This is a genomic window from Klebsiella pneumoniae subsp. pneumoniae HS11286, assembly GCF_000240185.1.
GTDB lineage: Bacteria > Pseudomonadota > Gammaproteobacteria > Enterobacterales > Enterobacteriaceae > Klebsiella > Klebsiella pneumoniae.
This window is the reverse complement of the sequence record NC_016845.1, coordinates 2,358,439-2,379,853: the sequence shown is the minus strand read 5'-3', so window position 1 is coordinate 2,379,853 and position 21,415 is coordinate 2,358,439. Positions and strand designations below refer to the sequence as shown.

Sequence of the window (21,415 nt, the reverse complement as noted above, 5' to 3'; positions counted from 1 at the left end):
GCTCGCTGCCGAAAGTGCCGGAAAGATGCTGACATTCCGCCCCTGAATCCGTACCATACACGCCACGGTTGCCTGTCAAACCTCAATAATTGCTACGCGCCAGCGCCACGTTGTTCAGCGGCTGGCAGAATGCGTGCTCTTCTGATGCCACACTATGAATTGAGCCACTATTACATGCTGCAAAACCAAGAAATCAGTAAAAAAGAAAAGTACAACATCGATAAGCTGCAGAAACGTCTGCGCCGCAACGTCGGTGAGGCGATTGCCGACTTCAATATGATTGAAGAGGGCGACCGCATTATGGTTTGTCTTTCAGGCGGCAAGGACAGCTATACCATGCTGGAGATCCTGCGCAATCTGCAGAAAAGCGCGCCCATCTCCTTCTCGCTGGTGGCGGTGAACCTCGATCAGAAGCAGCCAGGGTTCCCGGAGCATATTCTGCCGGCGTATCTGGAGCAGCTGGGGGTTGAATACAAGATTGTCGAAGAGAACACCTACGGCATCGTCAAAGAGAAGATCCCGGAAGGAAAAACCACCTGCTCGCTGTGCTCTCGCCTGCGTCGCGGCATCCTCTATCGTACCGCCACCGAGCTCGGGGCGACCAAGATCGCCCTCGGCCATCATCGCGACGATATCCTGCAGACGCTGTTTTTGAATATGTTCTACGGCGGCAAAATGAAAGGGATGCCGCCGAAGCTGATGAGCGACGACGGCAAACACATCGTCATCCGCCCGCTGGCCTACTGCCGCGAAAAGGACATCGAGCGCTTCTCCCAGGCCAAAGGCTTCCCGATTATTCCGTGCAACCTGTGCGGTTCGCAGCCAAACCTGCAGCGCCAGGTGATCGCCGATATGCTCCGCGACTGGGATAAGCGTTATCCTGGGCGCATTGAAACCATGTTCAGCGCGATGCAGAACGTGGTACCTTCGCACCTGAGCGACGTCAATCTGTTTGATTTTAAAGGTATCACCCACGGCTCAGAGGTGGTGGATGGTGGCGATCTGGCGTTTGACCGGGAAGATATTCCCCTGCAGCCCGCCGGCTGGCAGCCGGAAGAAGAAGACGCCCGTCTCGATGAGCTGCGTCTGAACGTAGTGGAAGTGAAATAACCCTCACGCGTCTCAGGCAGCCGCCTGAGACGCACTCTCCTGCCCTTACTTCAGCAGTCGTACGCGGCAGGATTTACCTTTGATCTTGCCATTTTGTAACTGCTTATACGCCTTCTGCGCCATATTCTGGCGGATCGCCACATAGACGTGGGCCGGGTGGACGGTAATTTTGCCGATATCGGCACCATCAAAGCCCATATCCCCGGTCAGGGCTCCCAGCACATCTCCCGGGCGCATTTTCGCCTTTTTCCCGCCGTCGATACACAGCGTCGCCATCTCCGCCGTCAGCGGCGCGATGGTGTTGCCCGTCGGCGCCGGCAGCCAGTTCAGGGAAAGCTGCAGCATGTCGGCCAGAATAGTGGCGCGCTGCGCCTCTTCCGGCGCACAGAAGCTGATGGCCAGCCCTTGTTCACCGGCGCGGGCGGTACGGCCGATGCGGTGAACATGCACCTCCGGATCCCAGGCCAGCTCGAAATTCACCACCAGCGCCAGGGATTTGATGTCCAGACCGCGGGCAGCGACGTCGGTCGCCACCAGAACCCGGACGCTGCCGTTAGCGAAGCGCACCAGCGTCTGATCGCGATCGCGCTGCTCAAGGTCACCATGCAGCGACAAGGCGCTCTGCCCGGCGGCGTTGAGCGCATCGCAGACCGCCTGGCAATCGCGTTTGGTATTGCAGAACACCACGCAGGATGCGGGCTGATGCTGGCTGAGCAGGCGCTGCAGCAGGGCAATCTTACCGTGGCGGGAAACTTCAAAGAACTGCTGTTCAATCGCCGGGAGCGCGTCGACAGTGTCGATCTCAATGGTCTGCGGATTACGCTGCACCCGGCCGCTGATCGCCGCGATTGCCGCCGGCCAGGTAGCAGAAAACAGCAGCGTCTGCCGGTCAGCCGGTGCGAAGCGGATCACCTCATCAATGGCGTCGCTGAAGCCCATATCGAGCATGCGGTCCGCTTCGTCCATCACCAGGGTCTGCAGCGCGTCAAGGGAGACCGTTCCCTTCTGCAGATGATCGAGCAGACGGCCCGGGGTGGCGACGATAATATGCGGGGCATGCTGCAGGGAATCTCGCTGGGCGCCAAAGGGCTGCCCGCCGCAGAGCATCAGAATCTTGATGTTCGGCAGGCAGCGCGCCAGGCGGCGCAGCTCGCCGGCGACCTGATCGGCCAGCTCGCGGGTCGGGCACAACACCAGCGACTGGGTCTCGAAGCGCGCCGGATCGATATGCTGCAGCAGACCCAGCCCAAATGCGGCCGTTTTTCCGCTGCCGGTTTTTGCCTGCACGCGCACATCTTTCCCCGCGAGGATCGCCGGCAGGGCGGCGGCCTGAACCGGGGTCATCGACAGATAACCCAGCTCGTTAAGGTTGGCTAATTGGGCGGCAGGTAAAACAGTCAGGGTAGAAAAAGCGGTCACAATGTATTCTCGTATTAAAAGGCAGACAATCTGCAGGCGCGTATCCTCGCAGATCTCCGCGCCTGATGCGACAATTTAATCGGCTCTTCGTCAGGCGGCGGATCGGGCTGGGGCTGCGGACGCGGTCGTGGATCGGGTAAAGGAGCCGGATCGTTCGGCTCGGGCGAGATAGGGATAGACTGGGCTGTCAGCTCTGAAGCGTAATACATAGAGGCCTCCCGGAGAGTGATACGGGCGAACCCGCAGGCGTCAACGGCCAGAAACCGTCGGGTGTCTTAGTAAGGGTAGAAGCTGGTCCGGAGAGCGCAAAAAAAAGCCGACTCAACAAAGCCGGCGTCGTACGAATCAATTGTGCTATGCAGTAATTCAAAAAAGGAAGTAAGACAATATGGAGCGCAACGCCCATCGCTTGACGTTGCATTCACCTGCGAGAGAGATATTGCCCTGAATGGGTAGATGGTTTATTGATTTCGCTCAAACATTGCCGGGTTTTCCCGGCACTACAGCCGCTAAAAGGCGATTCTTTACAGCCATTTACTGCGATGTAACCACCACGCAACACCACCGATGACAACGACTAACATCAAGCAGAAAAGGCTAAACCCCAGATGCCAGCTGTTGCCAGGGATCCCGCCGAGGTTGACGCCGAACAGGCCGGTTAAAAAGGTGCTGGGTAGAAACACCATCGCCATCAATGACATGGTATAGGTCCGCCGCGCCAGCGACTCCTGCATAATCTGGGCGATCTCGTCGCTCATGATCGCCGTCCGCGCGATACAGCTGTCGATCTCATCCAGACCGCGCCCCAGCCGCTCGGCGATATCCTGCATTCGCCGCCGCTGATCGTCACTCATCCACGGCAGCCGCTCGCTGGCCAGCCGGGCATAAACGTCGCGCTGCGGCGCCATATAGCGGCGCATCACAATCAGCTGCTTACGCAGCAGCGCGAGAAATCCGCGCGGCGGCACCTGCTGATCGAGCAGGTCGTCTTCCAGGTCGATAATGCGATCGTGCAGTTGTTCGATAAACTCGCTGGCATGATCGGTCAACGCATCGCAGACCTCCACCAGCCAGCTGCCGCCGTCCGTCGGGCCATTACCTTCCTTCAGGTCGCCCAGCACATCGTCCAGCGCCAGCACTTTGCGCTGACGAGTGGAGACGATCAGCCGCTCATCCATATACAGGCGCATCGCCACCAGCTGGTCGGGCCGCTCATCGGTACTGCCATTGATACAGCGCAGGGTGATCAGCGCCCCGTCACCGATCCGCGTCACCCGCGGCCGGGTGCTCTCTCCCGCCAGGGCATCGCGTACGTTATTGGGCAGCAACGGGGTGGCCGCCAGCCAGTCGGCGCTGTCGCTATGGGTATAGTTGAGATGCAGCCAGCAAGGCTTGTCTTTGTCGATAATATCGTCATCGGCGAGCGGCTTAACGCCCCCCTGCCCGTCGAGCACCCACGCGAAGATCGCGTCCGGTATCTGCAACTCCGAGCCTTTAATCGCGTCCACTCAACCTCCGTTAATCCATATCTGCTAAATTACGCGCCTTCTCTATAAGGTACGCGAAAGCGCGCATTCTTGCTTTTAATGACCCGGAAATACAGGCCTAGTCGCTTCATTGAAAAGCGCTTTCGCCCCCGGTCGCGGCGCTCCCCTCATTTAACGTTAAAACTTAGTGAAATCAAGTTCTTCACGATTCAACACATACAGAGCGACGTTTTGCCGTTTATTTTGCAACTTCTTGCTGTATTATGCTGTTTATTGCGTTAATTTGCGGAGTCAATGGCCATGCATAAGCTCGCCAGGCAAAAACATATTCTCGACAGGCTTAGCGAAACCGGTCAGCTGAGCATCAGCGAGCTGGTTGCAGAGCTGCAGGTGTCGGCCGATACCATTCGCCGCGATCTGAGCGACCTGGAACAACAGGGCGTGCTGCAGAAAAGCCACGGCGGGGCCATCGCCCTTAACGTCCCGGCCATGACGCGCCAGGGCAGAAACGCTCTTCTCACCCAGACCAAGCAGCGCCTGGGTCAGCAGGTCGCCGCGCGCATTCCCTCTGGCTCGACGCTGTTTCTCGACGCCGGAAGCACGCTGTTGGCGGTGGCAGCCCAGCTGAAAGGGCCGTTGACCGTGATCACGGCATCTCTGGATATCGCTCAGCTGTTCAGCGACCGTGCCGATATCCAGCTGATCCTGCTTGGCGGCCAGTGGGATAGTAAACAACGGCTGTTCGCCGGCAGCGCCACCCTGTCGCTGGTCACCCGCTACCGGGCCGATATCGCCATTCTCGGCGCCTGCGCGCTCCATACCGGGCTGGGGCTGAGCGCCAGCCAGGAAGCTGATGCCGACGTTAAACGCGCCATGCTGGCCGCCAGCGCCGAGCACTGGCTGGTGGCGGACCGTACCAAACTCAACCGCTGCGAACCGTGGCGGGTGGCCGGGCTCAGCGACATTCACCATCTTTTTCTTGATCGTCCCTGGGCTGAGCTGGGGGATGACCCCGCCCTCTCTGTACATATTGCTGACGCTTAACAACGTGGAGAACCTGATGAGTAACAATACGATAAATATCGCCCTGATTGGCTACGGATTCGTCGGTAAGACCTTCCACGCGCCGCTTATCCGTTCGGTGCCGGGGCTGAACCTGGCGTTCGTCGCTTCCCGCGATGAAGAGAAGGTCAAACGCGATCTGCCGGACGTCACGGTGATCGCCTCCCCGGAAGCAGCGGTCCAGCATCCGGACGTTGACCTGGTGGTCATCGCCTCCCCTAACGCCACGCACGCCCCGCTGGCCCGCCTGGCGCTGAACGCCGGCAAACATGTGGTGGTGGATAAGCCCTTTACCCTCGATATGCAGGAGGCCCGGGAGCTGATCGCCCTGGCGGAGGAGAAACAGCGTCTGCTCTCCGTCTTCCATAACCGCCGCTGGGACAGCGACTATCTCGGGATCCGTCAGATGATTGAGCAAGGCACCCTCGGCGCGGTGAAACACTTCGAGTCGCATTTCGACCGCTTCCGCCCGGAAGTCCGCGTCCGCTGGCGCGAGCAGAACGTCCCGGGCAGCGGCTTGTGGTTCGACCTGGGGCCGCACCTTATCGACCAGGCGCTGCAGCTATTTGGTTTGCCGCAGTCGGTGCAAGGTAACATAGCCACCCTGCGCGACGGCGCGGAGATCAACGACTGGGCGCATGTGGTATTAAACTACCCGGCGCATAAAGTGATCCTGCACTGCAGCATGCTGGTCGCGGGCGGCTCGTCGCGCTTCACCGTGCACGGCGATAAAGGTAGCGTTATCAAAGCGCGGGCCGACCAACAGGAGAGCCAGCTGCTGGCGGGCGTGGTACCGGGCAGCGCCGGCTGGGGCCAGGATGACGACCCGCTGGTTATCTATGATGCCTCGCTGCAGGCCCACGCGCAGGCTACCCCGCAGGGCGATCAGCGCCAGTACTATATGCTGATCCGCGATGCGCTGAAGGGCCAGATCGCCAATCCGGTGCCGCCGGTGGAAGCGCTGGCGGTGATGGCCGTTCTGGAAGCGGCGGTGCGCTCTGCTGAAAGTGGTATGGTGCAGACCCTGGACCTGTCCGACGACGAGCGCAACACGCTGCGCTAATCCGCCCTCTTCTCCGGTTACCTGCGCGGCCCGCAGGTAACCGCTACTTTTGCTCCACATTAGAAAAAATCACTATCTATCCGCAGATTAACATTGCTTTATCCTGCTACATGGCGCAAAGCACCGCTGGAAATTTCAGCCAATTGGGAGGAGGATAGAATGCAGATCGATCGTAATGAGAAAAAGGTTGCTGACGCTGTGGACGCGGCAACCGTACTACAGGACAGGAGAAGCGCATGTATTACACGTTAGGAGATACCACTCTCCATTTTTATCGCTATCAGTGCAAATTTTACGTCGCCCACTGGGAAGGGGGTAACGTGATGAGCGAAAAATTTAAATCGTTTATCGAACAGATCACTGAGAATACCGGGCTGGATGCGAAACGCGTCGAGACCGCCGCGCGCGATTATTTTACTAACGTGGATTAACAGGCAGTGCTGTTCGTAAGAGACAAGCTGGTGCGGTAGCCGCGCAGGCTAACCCACCTTTCACCGCCAGGACGCCTCGCGCCGCCTGGCGGCTTCTCTATTCTGCCAGCGTTAAACGGTAGTCAGTTTTGCCAGAATGGCGGCGAAGGCGTCATTAACCTTATCGCCGGCGAGCAGTTTTTTACGCAACGTGAAGCTTCTGCCGCTGGAACGGATCAGCAGCCGAACTTTCGCATCATTATTGCTGCGTTCAACTACGGCAACATCCCGCAAGGGAATAACGTAGGTATCGGCATAGAGCCCCGGCGTAAATATCATCGACTCGCCGCTCACGCCAATCACCACCCGATTTTGCAGACGATAGCCATTGCACAGCGCAACAATACCAGCGGCAATAAATACTCCGCCTATACCCATGCCAATCATTAAAATAATGATCCCGGCGATGAGCGCCAGCGCCCCTTGGGGATAAAAGCCTGAGGCATTAAAGGTTAATAGCTGCTGGTTATCAGCCTCGCCCACTGCCGTGGTTGATCGCCAGGGCGTAAATCCGGCGTTAATCCGCGTTTGCAAGCTGAACAGACTACCCACCAGAAAGATCACGCTGGCGGGCACCATCACGATGCCGCCAACAAACGCCAGGACGATGGCCAGATAAGGGTAGCGGCCTGACAGCATTATGCTGATCGCCTGAACCACCACGGCAATAAACAGGGCCAGCACCAGCCAGGACCATACGCCGTCCGCCCGACTATGGAAGTTCAGCTGTCCTTCATCAAGTAATAAATTTCGCGCGACAAAACAGATAATAATATTGACGAACAGGCCTATCCAGGCCAGCTTGTGCACATGCTTCATACCCTACTCCATTATGGTTTTTACTATTCCATTTCCAGGCATTATTAAATACAGTCTCAATGCCGGCTGGATAGTAGCAAAGCGGTACGCAAGATCAATAAAAAGCGCGCGGTCTCCTCACATTCTAATTTATATTCAGCGTGATATTGTTAGTTATCATTTATCGTAATTATATAAACCATCCTATATATTGGCGCTATATATTTTCAGCGCAATAATATCGCCCTGCCGCCAGGCAGGGCGTCGCAGATTAACGCTCCTCAAGCGCCGCCACCGGCGCCGGCGCGCTTTTCCTGCGCAGCAGATAGCCTGCAGCAAGGATCAGCAGCCATACCGGGATCAGGCAGACGGAGATGCGGATGTCGGGGGTCAGATACATCACCCCGAGGATCGCGGCGAGAAACAGCAGACACAGCCAGTTTGTCAGGGGATAGGCGAAACTCTGGAAAGCCGTTACCTTCCCCGCCCGCTGCATGGCGCGGCGGAACTTAAGATGAGTGATGCAGATCATCGCCCAGTTGATGACCAGGGCGGCCACCACCAGGGCCATCAGCAGGGCAAAGGCTTTCCCGGGCATCACATAGTTAATCACCACGCAAAGCGCCGTGGCGACGGCGGATACCGCCAGGGCGGTCAATGGGATCCCGCGGTGGTTCACCCGCAGCAGCGCACGCGGGGCGTTGCCCTGCTGAGCCAGGCCGAACAGCATCCGGCTGTTGCAGTAGACGCAGCTGTTGTAGACCGACAGCGCGGCGGTGAGCACCACCAGATTGAGGGCGTTGGCCACAATATTGCTGTCAATGGCGTGAAAGATCAGCACAAAGGGGCTTCCCCCTTCCACGACGTTCCGCCACGGGTAGAGTGACAGCAGGACCGCCAGCGACCCCACGTAAAACAGCAGAATACGGTAGATCACCTGGTTGGTGGCTTTGGGAATGGTTTTATGCGGTTCGTCGGCTTCCGCCGCGGTGATCCCCACCAGCTCAAGCCCGCCGAAGGAGAACATGATCACCGCCATGGCCATCACCAAGCCCGTGATGCCGTTAGGGAAAAATCCCCCGTCCTGCCACAGGTTGGCCACCGTCGCCGCCGGGCCGCCGTGACCGCTAAATAACAGATAGCAGCCAAAGGCGATCATGCTGATGATGGCGGCCACTTTGACAATCGAGAACCAAAACTCCAGCTCGCCATACACTTTGACGTGCGTCAGGTTGATGGCGTTGATCGCCACGAAGAAGATCGCCGCCGACAGCCAGGTGGGTACCTCCGGCCACCAGTACTGAATATAGATCCCCACCGCCGTCAGCTCCGCCATGCTTACCAGCACGTACAACACCCAGTAATTCCAGCCGGACATAAACCCGGCGAAGGGCCCCCAGTAGCGGTTGGCGAAATGGCTGAACGACCCCGCCACCGGCTCCTCTACCACCATTTCGCCAAGCTGACGCATGATAAAGAAAGCGATAACCCCGGCGATGGCGTACCCCAGCAGGACCGACGGGCCTGCCATACGGATCGTTTGCGCGATACCTAAAAACAGTCCGGTGCCGACCGCCCCCCCGAGGGCGATCAACTGGATGTGGCGGTTTTTTAACCCGCGTTTTAACTGATGCTCTTGCTGCGTTGTCATCTCTGACCTGCCCCTGTCTGTAAAAAGTCACGTTCGCCGGTAGCAACTTTCAGGCCAGCGGAGCGTCTTGCAGCGTCAGACAAAAATTAATTAATTGAAATATATTCAAATATTCTTTTCAAATCAGTTCCGGTAGCTGGTCATGTCGGCGCCGACCTGGCGCATCACACGCGAAAACTGGCCAGATAACGCACAGATCATGAGAAAAAGAGCGGATTGATGCATAAACCTGACCCGTTTTGGTGCATCCGGTTTGCCGCCGTCCGCTCAGGCTTCACGCCAGGCAAAAAACTGTTAGGCTGGTAGCCACTTTTACGTTCCGCTAGTGGCCACTATGTACAACATCGACGACTATGATCTGAAAATACTTACCCTGCTGCAGGCCAATGGCCGTTTAACCAATCAGGAGCTGAGCGAGCTTATCGGCCTGTCCGCTTCCCAGTGTTCGCGCCGCCGTATCGCCCTTGAACAGGCACAGCTTATCCTCGGCTACCATGCGCGTCTGGCGCCGGATGCAGCCGGGCAGGAGATGCTTGGCCTGATTGAGGTGCGTCTGCTGAATCACACCCCGCAATGCGTGGAGAGCTTTCATCAGATGCTCAGTGAAGTGGACGCCATTCTGGACGCCTGGAAAACCACCGGCGACGCCGATTATCTGCTGCGGGTAACGGTCCCGGACCTGCCCGGTCTGAGCCATTTGATCAGCCATATTCTGGCGCAAAACAAAGGGGTGGCCCATCTGAAAACCGCCGTCGTGCTCAACCGCCTTAAAGAGAACGGCCAGCTGATGCCGGGCACGACCCCGCTGCGCTGAACCGGGGCACAGTGCCCTGCGCTGGTGCAGACGCGGGGCCAGACAATGCGCGACAAGCGGCAAGTTCGCACAATTCACGCATTCGGAAACCATAAAACGCACGCCCCGTGCAATTTTCTCTTCCTGTCAGAACAACAGGTTAGGCTAAACCACGGGTATTTTTTCCGCAAACGCTCGCCAGGGCACGCTCCTCTGGTGCGATTTTTGCAAACAAGAGCTTATCCTTGTTAACGAAAAGATAGTGCTTATTTATGGATAATATCCTTTCCCCTGAAAAACTGACCCACACCTGGCTGGAGGATACCCTGGCGCTGCTGTTCGGCACGCTGATGATCTCCTTTGGCATTATTTTATTTCGCCAGGCCGGTGCCCTGACCGGCGGAACGGCAGGTATGGCCTTTCTGATCCACTATGCCACCCACCTGCCGTTTGGCGTGGTCTTCTTCGTCATTAACCTGCCATTCTACTGGCTCTCTGTCCGGCGGATGGGCGCCGCCTTCACGCTGAAAACCTTCTGCGCGGTCGGACTGGTGTCCCTGTTCTCTGACCTGCACGGTTACTTTATCCATGTCGATCGCCTGAATCCCTATTACGCCACCCTCTTCGGCAACATCATGGTCGGCATCGGCTTTGTGGTGCTGTTTCGCCATAAAGCGAGCCTCGGCGGCGTTAATATTCTGGCCCTCTATCTGCAGGACAAAAGCGGCATCCGCGCCGGTAAATTCCAGATGGTGGTTGACGCCTGCATCGTCACCGCCTCGCTGTGGGTAGTGAGCTTGCCGATGCTGCTGGTCTCTATCCTCGGCGCCGTGATTTTGAATTCGATTATCGCCATGAACCACCGTCCCGGACGCTACGCGGTGTAATGGCTTCACCTTTGACGGTCATTTCAGGAGTAACCACTGTGTTTCAGAACGTTGACGCCTATGCGGGCGATCCTATCCTGTCGCTGATGGAAGCCTTTCAACAGGATCCCCGGGCAGACAAAGTTAACCTCAGCATCGGGCTGTACTATAACGAGCAGGCCATTATTCCCCAGCTGGAGGCGGTCCGTCAGGCCGCTGACCGGCTGCAGAGTCAGCAGCAAAAGGCCAGCCTTTATCTGCCGATGGAGGGGCTGGCGCCCTATCGCCGCGCGGTCCAGACCCTGCAGTTTGGCGACAATCATCCGGCGTTGCGTGCCGGACGCATCGCCACCATCCAGACACTGGGGGGCTCCGGCGCGCTAAAGGTGGGCGCTGATTTCCTCAAGCGCTACTTCCCCGACTCCGCGGTCTGGGTCAGCGATCCAACCTGGGAGAACCACGTTGCCATCTTTGCCGGCGCCGGCTTTGAGGTACATACCTATCCCTGGTTCGACAGCGCCACCCGCGGGGTGAATTTCCCCGCTATGCTCGCCGCCCTCCAGCAGCTGCCGCCGCGCAGCATTGTGCTGCTTCACCCTTGCTGCCATAACCCGACGGGGGCCGATCTCACCCGCGAGCAGTGGGATCGCGTGATTGAGGTGCTGATCGGCAGGGAGCTGATCCCATTCCTTGATATCGCCTACCAGGGCTTCGGCCGCGGACTGGACGAGGATGCCTATGCCATTCGCGCCATCGCCAGCGCCGGGCTGACGGCGCTGGTCAGCAACTCGTTTTCCAAGATATTTTCGCTGTATGGCGAGCGGGTTGGCGGCCTGTCAGTGGTCTGTGACAATGCCGATATCGCCGGGCGCGTGCTGGGCCAGCTGAAAGCCACCGTGCGGCGCAACTACTCCAGCCCGCCGGGGTTTGGCGCCCAGGTGGTGTCGCAGGTGCTCAACGATCCCGAGCTGAATGCCCTGTGGCAGGAAGAAGTGGAGGCCATGCGCACCCGCATCAGCGCCATGCGCGTCGCGCTGGTGAAGGCCCTGCAGGCAGCCCTGCCGGCGGGGGATTTTTCCTATCTGCTGACCCAGCGCGGCATGTTCAGTTACACCGGCTTTAGCGCCGATCAGGTAGACGTTCTGCGTCAAGAGCATGGCATCTATCTGATCGCCAGCGGTCGGGTCTGCGTGGCCGGGCTCAACCACGGCAATATTGCGCGGGTAGCCAGCGCCTTCGCCGCGGTCTGCGCACGCTAGCCGGGTCAACCCCGGCGCGGTAGAGCGATTAATCGCGACGCAGCCGGCGAGCCAGGCGGGTCCCCAGCGTCTGAATAAGCTGGACAATAACAATCAGCACCAGGGCGGTGGTGAGGGTGGCAAAGGCGTCGAAACGCTGATAGCCGTAGGTGATCGCCAGGTCGCCAATTCCGCCGCCGCCCACCGTTCCTGCCATGGCGGTCGCACCAAGCAGGCCGATGGTCGCCGTGGTAAGGGCCAGAATCAGCGATGCCGCCGCCTCCGGCAGCATAAAGTGCCAGACAGTCTGCAGGGGGGTTGCGCCCATGGCGTCCGCGGCCTCGAGGATCCCCTCATCCACCTCCAGCAACGAGCTCTCCACTAGTCGGGCAATATAGGGGGCGACAAAGACGATCAGCGGCACGATGGCTCCCGCGGTGCCGATAGTGGTGCCCACCAGCAGTCTGGTAAAGGGCAGGATCACAATCAGCAAAATGATAAACGGCAGCGAGCGCAGCACGTTAATCAGCGGATTCAGCGCCTGATGCACCACCGGGTTGGCCACGATGCCGCCGGGACGGCAAACCACCAGCACAATCCCCAGCGGGACGCCGATCAGCGCGCCAAAGCCCAGCGAGACGGCGACCATAATCAGCGTGTCATGCAGCGCCAGCAGAAACTGATCGCCGGTGATGGCGGTATCAATAAGATCAAACATGGGTGATTTTCACTCCTGCATCGACCAGATGGGTGATGGCGCGTTCGGTTTCGTCAGGCTCGCCGAGAAGCTGCACAATCATAAATCCCAGAATCCGGCCCTGAACTTCAGACATGCTGGCAAACAGGATATTCACCTCGACAGCATACTCGCGGATCAGGTGGTTAATAATCGGCTGCTGCGCCGTCGCGCCGACAAATTCGAGGCGTAAAGCCCGGGCGCCGTTATCGCGCTGCAGGAACGACGCCACCCGCTGCGGCAGGCGGTCGTGCACCACCGACTGCACGAAACTGGCAGTGACCGGATGCTGCGGCTGAGCAAAGAGATCAAAAACCGCCCCCTGTTCAACGATACGGCCCGCCTGCATCACCGCCACCTTGTGACAGATTTTCTGGATCACCGACATCTCATGGGTGATCAGTACGATGGTGATGCCATACCGACGATTAATCTCCTGCAAAAGCAGTAAGATCTGCACCGTAGTGTGGGGGTCGAGCGCCGAGGTGGCTTCATCGCATAGAAGGACCGACGGGTTGGTGGCCAGCGCCCGGGCAATACCGACCCGCTGCTTTTGTCCGCCCGACAGCTCATTAGGGTAGCTGTGGATTTTGTCGCTCAGATCGACGAACGCCAGCAGTTCCGCCACCCGCGCCTGGATAAAGGCCTTGTCGCGCCCCTGTAAAATAAGCGGGATGGCGATGTTATGAAAAACGGTTTTCGAATTCAGCAGATTAAAATTCTGAAAGATCATGCCGATATCTTTTTTGATGGCCTGCAGGCGCTGGCCGCTGCAGGCCTGTAGCGGCTCGCCGTTTAACAGTACCTCGCCCTCGCCAGGCGTTTCCAGACGATTAATCAGCCGTAATAAGGTGCTTTTTCCTGCCCCGCTGTAGCCAATAATGCCAAAAATATCGCCTCGCTCAATGCTGAGATTAATATCCTGCAAGGCCAGAACCGGATGTCCTTTCCTGGAAAAGCTTTTACTGACGTGGCGAAATTCTATCATCGCGTTATTCATTTTAAATAGTCAGGCAGCAGGTAACCATCATACTGCGGATGGCTGAGAATATATTTTTTGAACTCGGCCGAGTGGTAGCCATCGATAATATCTTTGGCAAACTGCGCCTTCTGATTTTTACCGGCGACGGTCACGACATTAATAAAATGGCTGGTGGCTGCTTCCAGCTTTAATGCCGAGGTCAGGGACATACCGCTGGAGACGGCAAAATTGCCCTGAATCAGGCCATAGTCGACGTCCGGCAGAGCGCGAACCTGCTGGGCATTATCCATCTCTTTTAGGACAATTTTGTAAGGATTATCTACGATGTTACGCTGCGAAAAAGTGGCCGGATCGCTGTCTGGTTTAATTTTCACCCAGCCAAGGCTCTCCAGCACCAGTACCGCGCGATATTCATTTGACGGCTGGTTTGGTACCGACACGACGGTGCCCGCCGCCGGGGTCCCCAGGGTGGTCAGTTTCCCACCATACAGCCCCATCGGCGGCGTGGGGACCTGCACAATGCCCACGTTATCGATCCCCAGCCGCTCATTAATTGCTTTCAGATATACCGGATGCTGCATAATATTCGCTTCGATATCGCCGCGGGCTACCGCGTCATTCACCTGAATACCGTCGCTGAAATCCTTATATTCGATTTTATACCCTTTACTCAATAAATAGGGCGCGACGCCTTTCTCAAATTGTTCTTTATACGGCCCGGGGTTAAAGCCGACGCGGATAAGATGAGCGTCGGCGGCGGCATAAAAAGAGGTGGCCGACAACAGGGCGAGAGCGATCCCGCGCGCAACTGACTTGTTCATAAGGTATTTTCCTGGAGGGTTGGCGATATTGAACGATTAAATCACAGCCGACTGTGGGTTGTAAGCCAGAACGCCGAATTTCCTTTTGCTAATTCCTCATTAACTTTTGCTATACCGACATATCTTAAAAACAAGAATCTTTTGCGTATATTGTTATTTAGCCAGCCGCTATAAATCCCTTAAAGATGGTCAATTATTCGTGATTTAAACCGGGAATGTTATGCCTGATTTTACTGCTTCGCCGCTGGTGGACGCCCTGGAAGAGAATTTGTTCAGCCTGCTGGAAAAACTGGCCGCGGAGGTCAACACCGAAGCGCTGCCGCTGATCGATCTTTCCAGCGGCAGTCCGGATCAACCCACCCCGCCGGAAGTAATCGACTCGCTGCAGAGCGCTATTCATCGTCGTGAAAACCATGGCTACCCGTCGTTCTGGGGCAAACCACAGGTCCGCGAGGCGATCGCCCGGTTCTATCGCCGGGAGTATGATGTGGAACTCGATCCGCACAGCGAAATCGCCGTGTTTCAGGGGTCGCATATCGGTATAGGCGGCATCCCGCGGGCGCTGCTCAGCCCCGGGCAATACCTCATCTCCACCGATCCCTGCTATCCGATTTACCGCTCGGCGGCGCTGCAGTCCCAGGCGGCGTTTTATGGCCTGCCGCTCAGGGCGGAGAACCATTTCCTGCCGGATTTTAACGATCTTCCCCGGGAAGTCGCTGACAAGGCCGGGCTGGTGGTGCTTAACTATCCGCATAATCCAACCGGCGCCCTCGCCACGCCGGCGCTGTTCGCCAGCGCGCTGCAGTTTGCTCGTCGTCACCAGGTGCCGATCCTCCATGATTTTGCCTATGCGGCCATCGGCAGCGCGGCCAGCGATGCGCCGCTGAGCCTCTTCTCCCAGCCCGACGCGAAAGCATGGGGAGTGGAAACCTATACTTTTTCCAAGACCTTTAATATGGCCGGCTGGCGCTTCGGCTTCGCGGTCGGCAACGCCTCGATTATCCGGGCGTTTAAAAAGCTGCACACCCATAGCTACAGTACGGTGTTTGGCGCGATTCAGGATGCGGCGATCGCCGCGCTCAACCTGCCGGCCGAACGGATTACGCAGCTGACGGCGGTCTATCATCAACGTCGGGAGTGGGTTCTGCGTCGACTGGCTGCGCTGCGCTGGCCGGCGCGTGACGCACAAGGCACTTTCTTCCTCTGGCTCGGCGTACCGCCCGGCTACCGTTCGCAGGAGTTTGCCCGTCTGCTGCTGCAGGAAGCGCATATTCTGGTGGCGCCGGGCACTGGTTTTGGCGCAGGGGGGGAAGGATTTATTCGCATCAGCCTGACCGCAGGGGACGAGGCGCTGAGCAACGCGCTGGACCGTCTTGCCCGGCTGGCGCTGTTTTAGTCCGCCGCCGGGAGAAGCAAAAACGCAACCCTGGCCGTCGGGGATTACCCGGCTGACGAGTCCATCACCGACAGCACGATTTTGCCCTCAAGATGCCCCTGCGCTGCTCGCTCATGCGCCATCTGCACCTGCGCAAGGGGGAAAACGCTGTCAATTGCAACCTGGATGACCCCGGCGTCCAGCAGGTCGGCAAGCCGGGCGAGCTGCGCGCCGCTGGAGCGTACCTGGGTGGTTGAGACCGTCACTCCGCGCTGTCGCGCCTCTTCCGCCCCGGCAAAGCCGAGCGGAAAGATCGGGTACAGCGCGCCGCCGGGTCGCAGGGTACGCAAAAAACGGCCGCTGGCCGGCCCGCCCGGCGCATCAATGACCAGGTCCAGGTCACGCACCGTCTCTTCCACTGCGGTGGTTGTATAGTCGATAACGCTATCCGCGCCGAGCTGACGTAAAAAGGCTTCATGGCGGCCCGCGGCGACGGCAATCACCTCGGCGCCCTGCCACTTCGCCAACTGCATGGCGAAATGACCGACTCCCCCTGCCGCGCCGTTGACCAGGACGCGTTTACCCGCCAGCGGCACCGGCCGATGCGGCCCCGGCTGCAGCGGATTCGCCACCTCATGCCCGGGATCGATCATGAACTGCCAGGCGGTCAGGAGCGACATCGGCACCGCGGCAGCCTGCTGATGGCTCAGGGTTAGGGGTTTGCGAGCGAGGTCGCTGACCGGCACGCTAACGTACTCGGCGTAAGCGCGGCTGCCCCCTGCCGCCCCTTCGGGAAAACGCGCCATAGCATACACTTCGTCGCCGACCGCCACCTCCCGGACGTCATCCGCCCGCGCCACCACCACCCCGGAGAGATCGGTCCCGAGGATCAAGGGAAAGCGGACCTCGGGCCGCCACTCCGGGGGCAGCTGTTGATAGCCATCGCGCAGATAGCTGTCCGGCGGGTTCACGCCCACCGCGTGCACCTGTACCAGTACTTCACCGGCCTGCAGGACCGGCATGGGCGCATCCTCATAGCTCAGGACTTCCGGCCCGCCAAAGGCGTGCTGTTGAACGGCCTTCATCATCTGCGTCGACATCGCTTTCTCCTCATATGGAAATGCGTTATATTTAACGGAGCACTGTTCCGAATATATGGAGCAGTGCTCCGATTGTCAAGGAACGCCAATGAGAGCTGATGCCAGAAAAAATTATGACCTGTTGATCGAGGTGGCCCGGGACGTCTTTGTGGAGCAAGGCGCTGAGGCCTCGCTGCGCGATATCGCCCGCCGGGCGGGCGTCGGAATGGGAACCCTCTATCGCCACTTTCCCAACCGCGACAGCCTGCTGGAAGCCGTGCTCCGCAGCCGCTTTGCGGCGCTAACCGCCCGGGCTGAGTCGCTTCTGCTCGCCGCCGATCCTGCCGCGGCGCTGCTGGAGTGGCTGGCCGAGAGCGTGGCGTTTACCCATCAGCATCGCGGGATCATCGCCCCGCTGATGAGCGCCATCGACGATCCTGAGTCCGCCCTGCACAGCGCCTGCGTTGCCCTGCGCGCCGCCGGTACGTCGCTGCTTACCCGCGCGCAGCAGGCCGGGCTGGCACGGCCAGATCTCAGCGGAGAGGAGCTGTTCGATCTGATCGCCGCGCTTGCCTGGCTGCGGGAGCAACCGTCCCATGCCCCGCGCGCAGAGCGGATTTTAGCGGTGCTGGCCGACGCGATCCTGACTGCCGGCTAGCGGCGGCCGGTCACCGACGAGACAGCGCGCCTGGCGGGTAACCAGAACACCAGCCTTTAACGATCAAACGCCCAGCGAGCCCCGCTGGTCAGCGCCCGCTCGAAGGCGGGACGGCCGGGGCCTGCCAGCCAGCCGGCGAAGGTGTGCAGCTGCGGGTGCAGCTGGCGCAGGGCGTCGAGGTCGGCGTGCCCGGCCAGCCGCCCGTCGTCCACCAGCCCGGTCAGCTTGTGCAGAAAAGGACTGGCGGCCAGCACCTCGTCGGAAAATCGCGAATAGGGGATCGGCCGTCCCGCCGCCGCGGAGAATAACACCTCCAGCTGACGACCGGTCACGCTGTCGCTGGCGATCTCGAACGTCTTGCCGGCAAACCGCGCCGGCGCGGCAAAAACCGCCGCGACAAGATGGCCGATATCCTCCACCGCCAGCACCTGCATTCTCCCCTCCGGCAACATAAAAAATTGAAAACGACCTTCATCAAGGCCAAAACCAGGCATCACCAGCAGCTCCATAAAGGTGGCGGGCCGCACGATGGTCGCCGCCAGCGGCAGGCGGCGAATATGCCGTTCAATTTCCGCTTTGGTGTCATAATGCGCTACGCCGGTCGGCGTCTCCCCCGTCGCGCTGCCGGAGCTGTAAACCAGATGCTTCACCCCGCACTCGACGGCGAGATCGGCGATGGTTATCCCGTAGCGTACCTCCTGCTCATCGGTCACCGTCCCTCCCGGCGAACTGGGCTGGACGCTGAAGACGCCGTCGACCCCGGCCATCGCCGACCGCATTGCCGCCCGGTCTTCAAAGGTACCCACCACCAGCTCGGCTCCCCGCGCCGCCAGCGCAGCGGCCCCGGCGGAGAAAGGATCCCTGACCAGCGCCCGAACCCGCCAGCCGCGGTGCAGCAGCGCCCGCGCCACCGAGCCGCCCTGCTGACCGGTGGCGCCAAAAACCAACACGGTTTGCGCATTATTCATCACTGTTCCCCTTATCTGCAGCCTGTTTCCCGGCCTCTCGCCAGCGATAGTCACCTTGCTTATCCTTCTCCAGCCAGCCGCAGGAAGGCCCGGCAAAATGCCCGGTGAACCATTGAGCATGATGGCTTGCCCCCCACGCCATCATCTCCCGTCGCGAGACTTCCGCCTGCCGGGGATCGCCGCAGAACGCTGAATTCCACTGCGGATGGGCAAACTGGATCGGGGAATGCAGAAGATCGCCGGAGAAACAGGCGTAGTCATCACCGGCGGCGAGGATCAGCGCGGCATGGTCCGGACTGTGGCCGGGGGTGGGAATAAAGTCGATCCGTCCGCCGACCCGCGGCCGGGTCGCCACATCGACGGTCTCCAGCTGGCCGGCCTCAATCACCGGCAGCAGGCTGTCAAGCCACAGCGCCCGGTAGCGTTCGCTGTTTTTCACCCGCGACAGCTCTTTTGCCGAGCACAGATAGCGGGCGTTGGGAAACAGCGGCACCCAGCGATCGTCCTGCCAGACGGTATTCCATCCGACATGGTCGGTATGCAGGTGAGTCAGTAGCACCAGGGTCACGTCCTCCGGGTTCACCCCCGCGGCGCGGAGATTCTCCAGATACGGCGTGTTAAGTTGATGATAGAGCGGATTGCCGCCGCGCTCCCGACCATTGCCGGTGGCGGTATCGATAACAATCAGATCGTGGGGGGTCTGCACCACCCAGCTGTGGATTGACAGCGCAATCGGCTGAATAACGGCCTCCGCCTCCGCTACCGGGAACGCCTCTGGATAGAGCGCCGCCGGCTGCAGGGAAATCTCGCGCTCCGGCACTTTGAAAATCAGGCTATCGCCTGTCTGGTAAGTTTGCATCACTCCCTCCGCGCGCATTGCGCTGGTTGATTTATCGGGGTGATATTCACTATGCTGCCGGGATAACCCACATTCAAATTGATTATCATAATGAACAAAATCATTGAAAATGATTTTAGTCGTATCGATCTGAATCTGTTGACAGTCTTGATGGTGCTGTACCGCGAAGGGAGCGTCACCCGCACCGCAGAGGTACTGCATCTTGGCCAGCCGGCTATCAGCGGGGCGCTGAAACGGCTGCGCGAGATGTTTGACGACCCGCTGTTCGTCCGCAGCGCCAGAGGCATGCTGCCGACGCCGCGGGCGCAAGCGCTGATGACCGACCTGCAGCCGCTGATGGAAAACCTGCATTCGGCGATGTTTGGCGCCGGGGAGTTTGTCCCGGCGCGCGCGCAGCAGCTTTTTCGCATCGGCCTCAGCGACTGGAGCGAGCACTGGCTGATGCCCCCGCTGTTACCCGGGCTGATGCAGGAGGCGCCCGGAGTCTCACTGCAGTCGATAGCCGCCGACCCCTTCCAGGTTCGCCAGTTGCTGGAGGAGGAGCGCATTGATGTCGCGGTGTCTGTCAACAAACAGAGCCGTGGGGAGATCGTCAGCGAGCCGGTGATGTCCATGGGAGTCACCACCCTGTGGTCGCCGCAGCAGATCCCCTGCCGCGGTCCGCTGTCGGTGAGCGACTTTTGTCGCCTGGGAACACGTGATGGTGGCCTATCGCGAAACCGGCCACGGTGAAATTGACCGCCAGCTCGCCAGCCAGGGACTCGCGCGGCGCGTGCGCTTTGCCACGCAGAATTTCTCCACCTTTCCCCTGCTGCTGACCACCCTGCCGCTGTTCGCCACCGTCCCGCAGGGGCTGGCGCAGCGCTGGCAGGCGCAGTATGCGCTGCGCGCGGACGCTCCGCCGGTAGCGTATCCGGAATTTACGCTGTGCATTTTGCGGCACAAACGGCGGGCGCAGGATCCGGCGCTGAACTGGCTGGTGACGAAGTTAAAACAGGCCATGCGCGGCCAATAACCGGGCCGATGCCCCGGCATCAGGCCTCGCTGTGCGGGGGTTGCAGCACGCGCCTGCTCCAGTCATAAAACGCGCGCACCGCCGGCGGCAGATAGCGGTTTTGCGGATAGACCAGCGACAAGGGAAGATCAGAAGCGGCCTGCTCCAGACAGGCGACCAGCGCCCCGCTCTGCAAATAAGGTTGCGCCAGATAGCTGGCGACGCGGATCAGGCCCAGCCCCTGAATGCCGGCCTGAATGTAGGCATCGGTATCGTCGACCACCAGTGTCTCCCGCATGCGGATCGCGCAGTCGCCTTCATCGAGGGAGAAAAGCCAGTCGATGGTCCGCCCGGTACGGTGATTCAGGTAGCCCACCGCCCGATGCTGGTGCAGTTCGTCGATGCTCTGCGGCCGGCCGTGGGCCGCGAGCCAGGCCGGCGAGGCGAGGACCATCCAGCGGTAGCGGGCCAGAGGACGCGCCACCAGGGTGGTGGAATCTTCGATCCGCCCGGTACGGATCACGCAGTCGAATCCCTCCTGAATAATATCTTCCACGTTGTCGCTTGAGCAGAGGATCAGCTCCAGGTCGGGATACTGCTGCAAAAACTCGCCGATCCTCGGCAGAATGCAGTGGCGGGCAAGGGATTGCGGCATCCCTACCTTGAACCGCCCGGCGGGCTGAGCCGAGCGCCCGGGAAAGGAGGCTTCCATCGCCGCCATCTCGGCCAGCAGCCTTTTACACTCCTCATAATACCGGCGACCCTCCGCCGTCACGCTGAGCTTGCGGGTGGTGCGCTGGAGAAGCTGCGCCCCGAGCAAGGCTTCCAGCTCCTTCACCACCCGCGATACCGTGGAGCGCGGCTGCCCGAGCACCTCCGCCGCGCGGGCGAAGCTGTGGGCATCCACGACCGCAACATAGACCTGCATGGCATCCAGTTTGTCCATTTCGTTACCCCCCCGGCGCTCATTATCCCAATATTACGAA

22 protein-coding genes and 1 other annotated feature are annotated in these 21,415 nt (G+C 59.6%); of the genes, 11 read left to right on the top strand and 11 right to left on the bottom strand.

The genetic code is table 11. From position 1 onward, the window contains the following. Nucleotides 1-174 precede the first annotated feature (174 nt). The gene (locus KPHS_23490; RefSeq protein YP_005226649.1) at nt 175-1,110 is read left to right on the top strand and encodes a tRNA 2-thiocytidine(32) synthetase TtcA; all 936 of its coding nucleotides are present in this window, start codon (nt 175-177) and stop codon (nt 1,108-1,110) included. A 45-nt stretch (nt 1,111-1,155) separates the two neighbouring features. Here the strand turns inward: KPHS_23490 and KPHS_23480 are convergent, their stop codons facing one another. Together KPHS_23480 and KPHS_23470 are read right to left on the bottom strand one after the other, a co-directional pair. Beyond that, the gene (locus tag KPHS_23480) at nt 1,156-2,529 is read right to left on the bottom strand and encodes a DEAD/DEAH box helicase (RefSeq protein ID YP_005226648.1); all 1,374 of its coding nucleotides are present in this window, start codon (nt 2,527-2,529) and stop codon (nt 1,156-1,158) included. A gap of 524 nt (nt 2,530-3,053) precedes the next feature. Continuing rightward, on the bottom strand, nt 3,054-4,037 hold the full coding sequence (locus KPHS_23470; RefSeq protein ID YP_005226647.1) for a zinc transport protein ZntB: 984 nt from the start codon (nt 4,035-4,037) through the stop codon (nt 3,054-3,056). Nucleotides 4,038-4,316: 279 nt separating this feature from the next. Between KPHS_23470 and KPHS_23460 the strand changes: the two genes are divergently transcribed. From KPHS_23460 to KPHS_23440, 3 genes are all read left to right on the top strand, one after another. Continuing rightward, a complete protein-coding gene (locus tag KPHS_23460) occupies nt 4,317-5,060 on the top strand; it encodes a DeoR transcriptional regulator (RefSeq protein ID YP_005226646.1) in 744 nt (247 codons plus the stop codon). Continuing rightward, nucleotides 5,023-6,141, top strand: coding sequence for a putative oxidoreductase (locus KPHS_23450; protein ID YP_005226645.1), 1,119 nt, complete (start codon nt 5,023-5,025; stop codon nt 6,139-6,141). Before KPHS_23460 ends, KPHS_23450 begins: the two co-directional genes overlap by 38 nt. Before the next feature lie 236 nt (nt 6,142-6,377). Next, the gene (locus KPHS_23440) at nt 6,378-6,572 is read left to right on the top strand and encodes a hypothetical protein (RefSeq protein YP_005226644.1); all 195 of its coding nucleotides are present in this window, start codon (nt 6,378-6,380) and stop codon (nt 6,570-6,572) included. Between the two features lie 111 nt (nt 6,573-6,683). On the opposite strand, the gene KPHS_23430 is transcribed toward KPHS_23440, so the two are convergent. Then, a complete protein-coding gene (locus tag KPHS_23430) occupies nt 6,684-7,430 on the bottom strand; it encodes a hypothetical protein (protein YP_005226643.1) in 747 nt (248 codons plus the stop codon). Between the two features lie 250 nt (nt 7,431-7,680). Next, on the bottom strand, nt 7,681-9,060 hold the full coding sequence (locus tag KPHS_23420) for an aromatic amino acid transport protein (RefSeq protein YP_005226642.1): 1,380 nt from the start codon (nt 9,058-9,060) through the stop codon (nt 7,681-7,683). A 334-nt stretch (nt 9,061-9,394) separates the two neighbouring features. Here KPHS_23420 and KPHS_23410 point away from each other — a divergent pair, with 334 nt between their 5' ends. From KPHS_23410 to KPHS_23390, 3 genes are all read left to right on the top strand, one after another. Then, on the top strand, nt 9,395-9,874 hold the full coding sequence (locus KPHS_23410) for a regulator for leucine (or lrp) regulon and high-affinity branched-chain amino acid transport system (protein ID YP_005226641.1): 480 nt from the start codon (nt 9,395-9,397) through the stop codon (nt 9,872-9,874). Nucleotides 9,875-10,125: 251 nt separating this feature from the next. Beyond that, the gene (locus tag KPHS_23400; protein ID YP_005226640.1) at nt 10,126-10,740 is read left to right on the top strand and encodes a YitT family protein; all 615 of its coding nucleotides are present in this window, start codon (nt 10,126-10,128) and stop codon (nt 10,738-10,740) included. A gap of 38 nt (nt 10,741-10,778) precedes the next feature. After that, complete coding sequence (locus KPHS_23390) at nt 10,779-11,978, top strand: aromatic amino acid aminotransferase (RefSeq protein ID YP_005226639.1); 1,200 nt, start codon at nt 10,779-10,781, stop codon at nt 11,976-11,978. A gap of 28 nt (nt 11,979-12,006) precedes the next feature. Here KPHS_23390 and KPHS_23380 read toward each other — a convergent pair whose 3' ends face one another. Genes KPHS_23380 through KPHS_23360 form a run of 3 tightly spaced genes read right to left on the bottom strand, consistent with a single transcriptional unit; the run spans nt 12,007 to nt 14,496 of the window. Continuing rightward, nucleotides 12,007-12,675, bottom strand: coding sequence for an ABC transporter permease (locus tag KPHS_23380; protein ID YP_005226638.1), 669 nt, complete (start codon nt 12,673-12,675; stop codon nt 12,007-12,009). Then, on the bottom strand, nt 12,668-13,681 hold the full coding sequence (locus tag KPHS_23370; RefSeq protein YP_005226637.1) for a putative ABC transport system ATP-binding component: 1,014 nt from the start codon (nt 13,679-13,681) through the stop codon (nt 12,668-12,670). The genes KPHS_23380 and KPHS_23370 overlap by 8 nt, the downstream gene beginning before the upstream one ends. An 8-nt stretch (nt 13,682-13,689) precedes the next feature. Beyond that, the gene (locus KPHS_23360; protein ID YP_005226636.1) at nt 13,690-14,496 is read right to left on the bottom strand and encodes a putative lipoprotein; all 807 of its coding nucleotides are present in this window, start codon (nt 14,494-14,496) and stop codon (nt 13,690-13,692) included. 220 nt (nt 14,497-14,716) lie between these two features. Here KPHS_23360 and KPHS_23350 point away from each other — a divergent pair, with 220 nt between their 5' ends. Beyond that, nucleotides 14,717-15,892 (top strand): putative aminotransferase, encoded by a 1,176-nt coding sequence (locus KPHS_23350; RefSeq protein ID YP_005226635.1) that lies wholly within the window; start codon nt 14,717-14,719, stop codon nt 15,890-15,892. 44 nt (nt 15,893-15,936) lie between these two features. On the opposite strand, the gene KPHS_23340 is transcribed toward KPHS_23350, so the two are convergent. Beyond that, a complete protein-coding gene (locus tag KPHS_23340; protein YP_005226634.1) occupies nt 15,937-16,971 on the bottom strand; it encodes a zinc-binding oxidoreductase in 1,035 nt (344 codons plus the stop codon). An 88-nt stretch (nt 16,972-17,059) separates the two neighbouring features. Here KPHS_23340 and KPHS_23330 point away from each other — a divergent pair, with 88 nt between their 5' ends. Then, nucleotides 17,060-17,608 (top strand): putative TetR family transcriptional regulator, encoded by a 549-nt coding sequence (locus tag KPHS_23330; RefSeq protein ID YP_005226633.1) that lies wholly within the window; start codon nt 17,060-17,062, stop codon nt 17,606-17,608. Nucleotides 17,609-17,664: 56 nt separating this feature from the next. Here the strand turns inward: KPHS_23330 and KPHS_23320 are convergent, their stop codons facing one another. Both KPHS_23320 and KPHS_23310 read right to left on the bottom strand, forming a co-directional pair. Next, entirely contained in the window at nt 17,665-18,576 is a 912-nt protein-coding gene (locus KPHS_23320) for an NmrA/HSCARG family protein (RefSeq protein YP_005226632.1), read from the bottom strand. Beyond that, nucleotides 18,569-19,438: an MBL fold metallo-hydrolase gene (locus KPHS_23310; RefSeq protein YP_005226631.1), complete on the bottom strand. Its 870-nt coding sequence runs from the start codon at nt 19,436-19,438 to the stop codon at nt 18,569-18,571. Before KPHS_23310 ends, KPHS_23320 begins: the two co-directional genes overlap by 8 nt. An 87-nt stretch (nt 19,439-19,525) precedes the next feature. Between KPHS_23310 and KPHS_23300 the strand changes: the two genes are divergently transcribed. Both KPHS_23300 and KPHS_23290 read left to right on the top strand, forming a co-directional pair. Further along, nucleotides 19,526-20,167, top strand: coding sequence for a transcriptional regulator LysR (locus KPHS_23300; protein YP_005226630.1), 642 nt, complete (start codon nt 19,526-19,528; stop codon nt 20,165-20,167). Next, nucleotides 19,526-20,450: a sequence feature (potential frameshift: common BLAST hit: gi|152969909|ref|YP_001335018.1| transcriptional regulator LysR), on the top strand. Its footprint overlaps the gene before it by 642 nt. Next, entirely contained in the window at nt 20,139-20,450 is a 312-nt protein-coding gene (locus tag KPHS_23290) for a transcriptional regulator LysR (protein YP_005226629.1), read from the top strand. (Overlaps the previous feature by 312 nt.) The genes KPHS_23300 and KPHS_23290 overlap by 29 nt, the downstream gene beginning before the upstream one ends. Before the next feature lie 19 nt (nt 20,451-20,469). Here KPHS_23290 and KPHS_23280 read toward each other — a convergent pair whose 3' ends face one another. Next, on the bottom strand, nt 20,470-21,375 hold the full coding sequence (locus KPHS_23280) for a LysR family transcriptional regulator (protein ID YP_005226628.1): 906 nt from the start codon (nt 21,373-21,375) through the stop codon (nt 20,470-20,472). Nucleotides 21,376-21,415 lie beyond the last annotated feature (40 nt).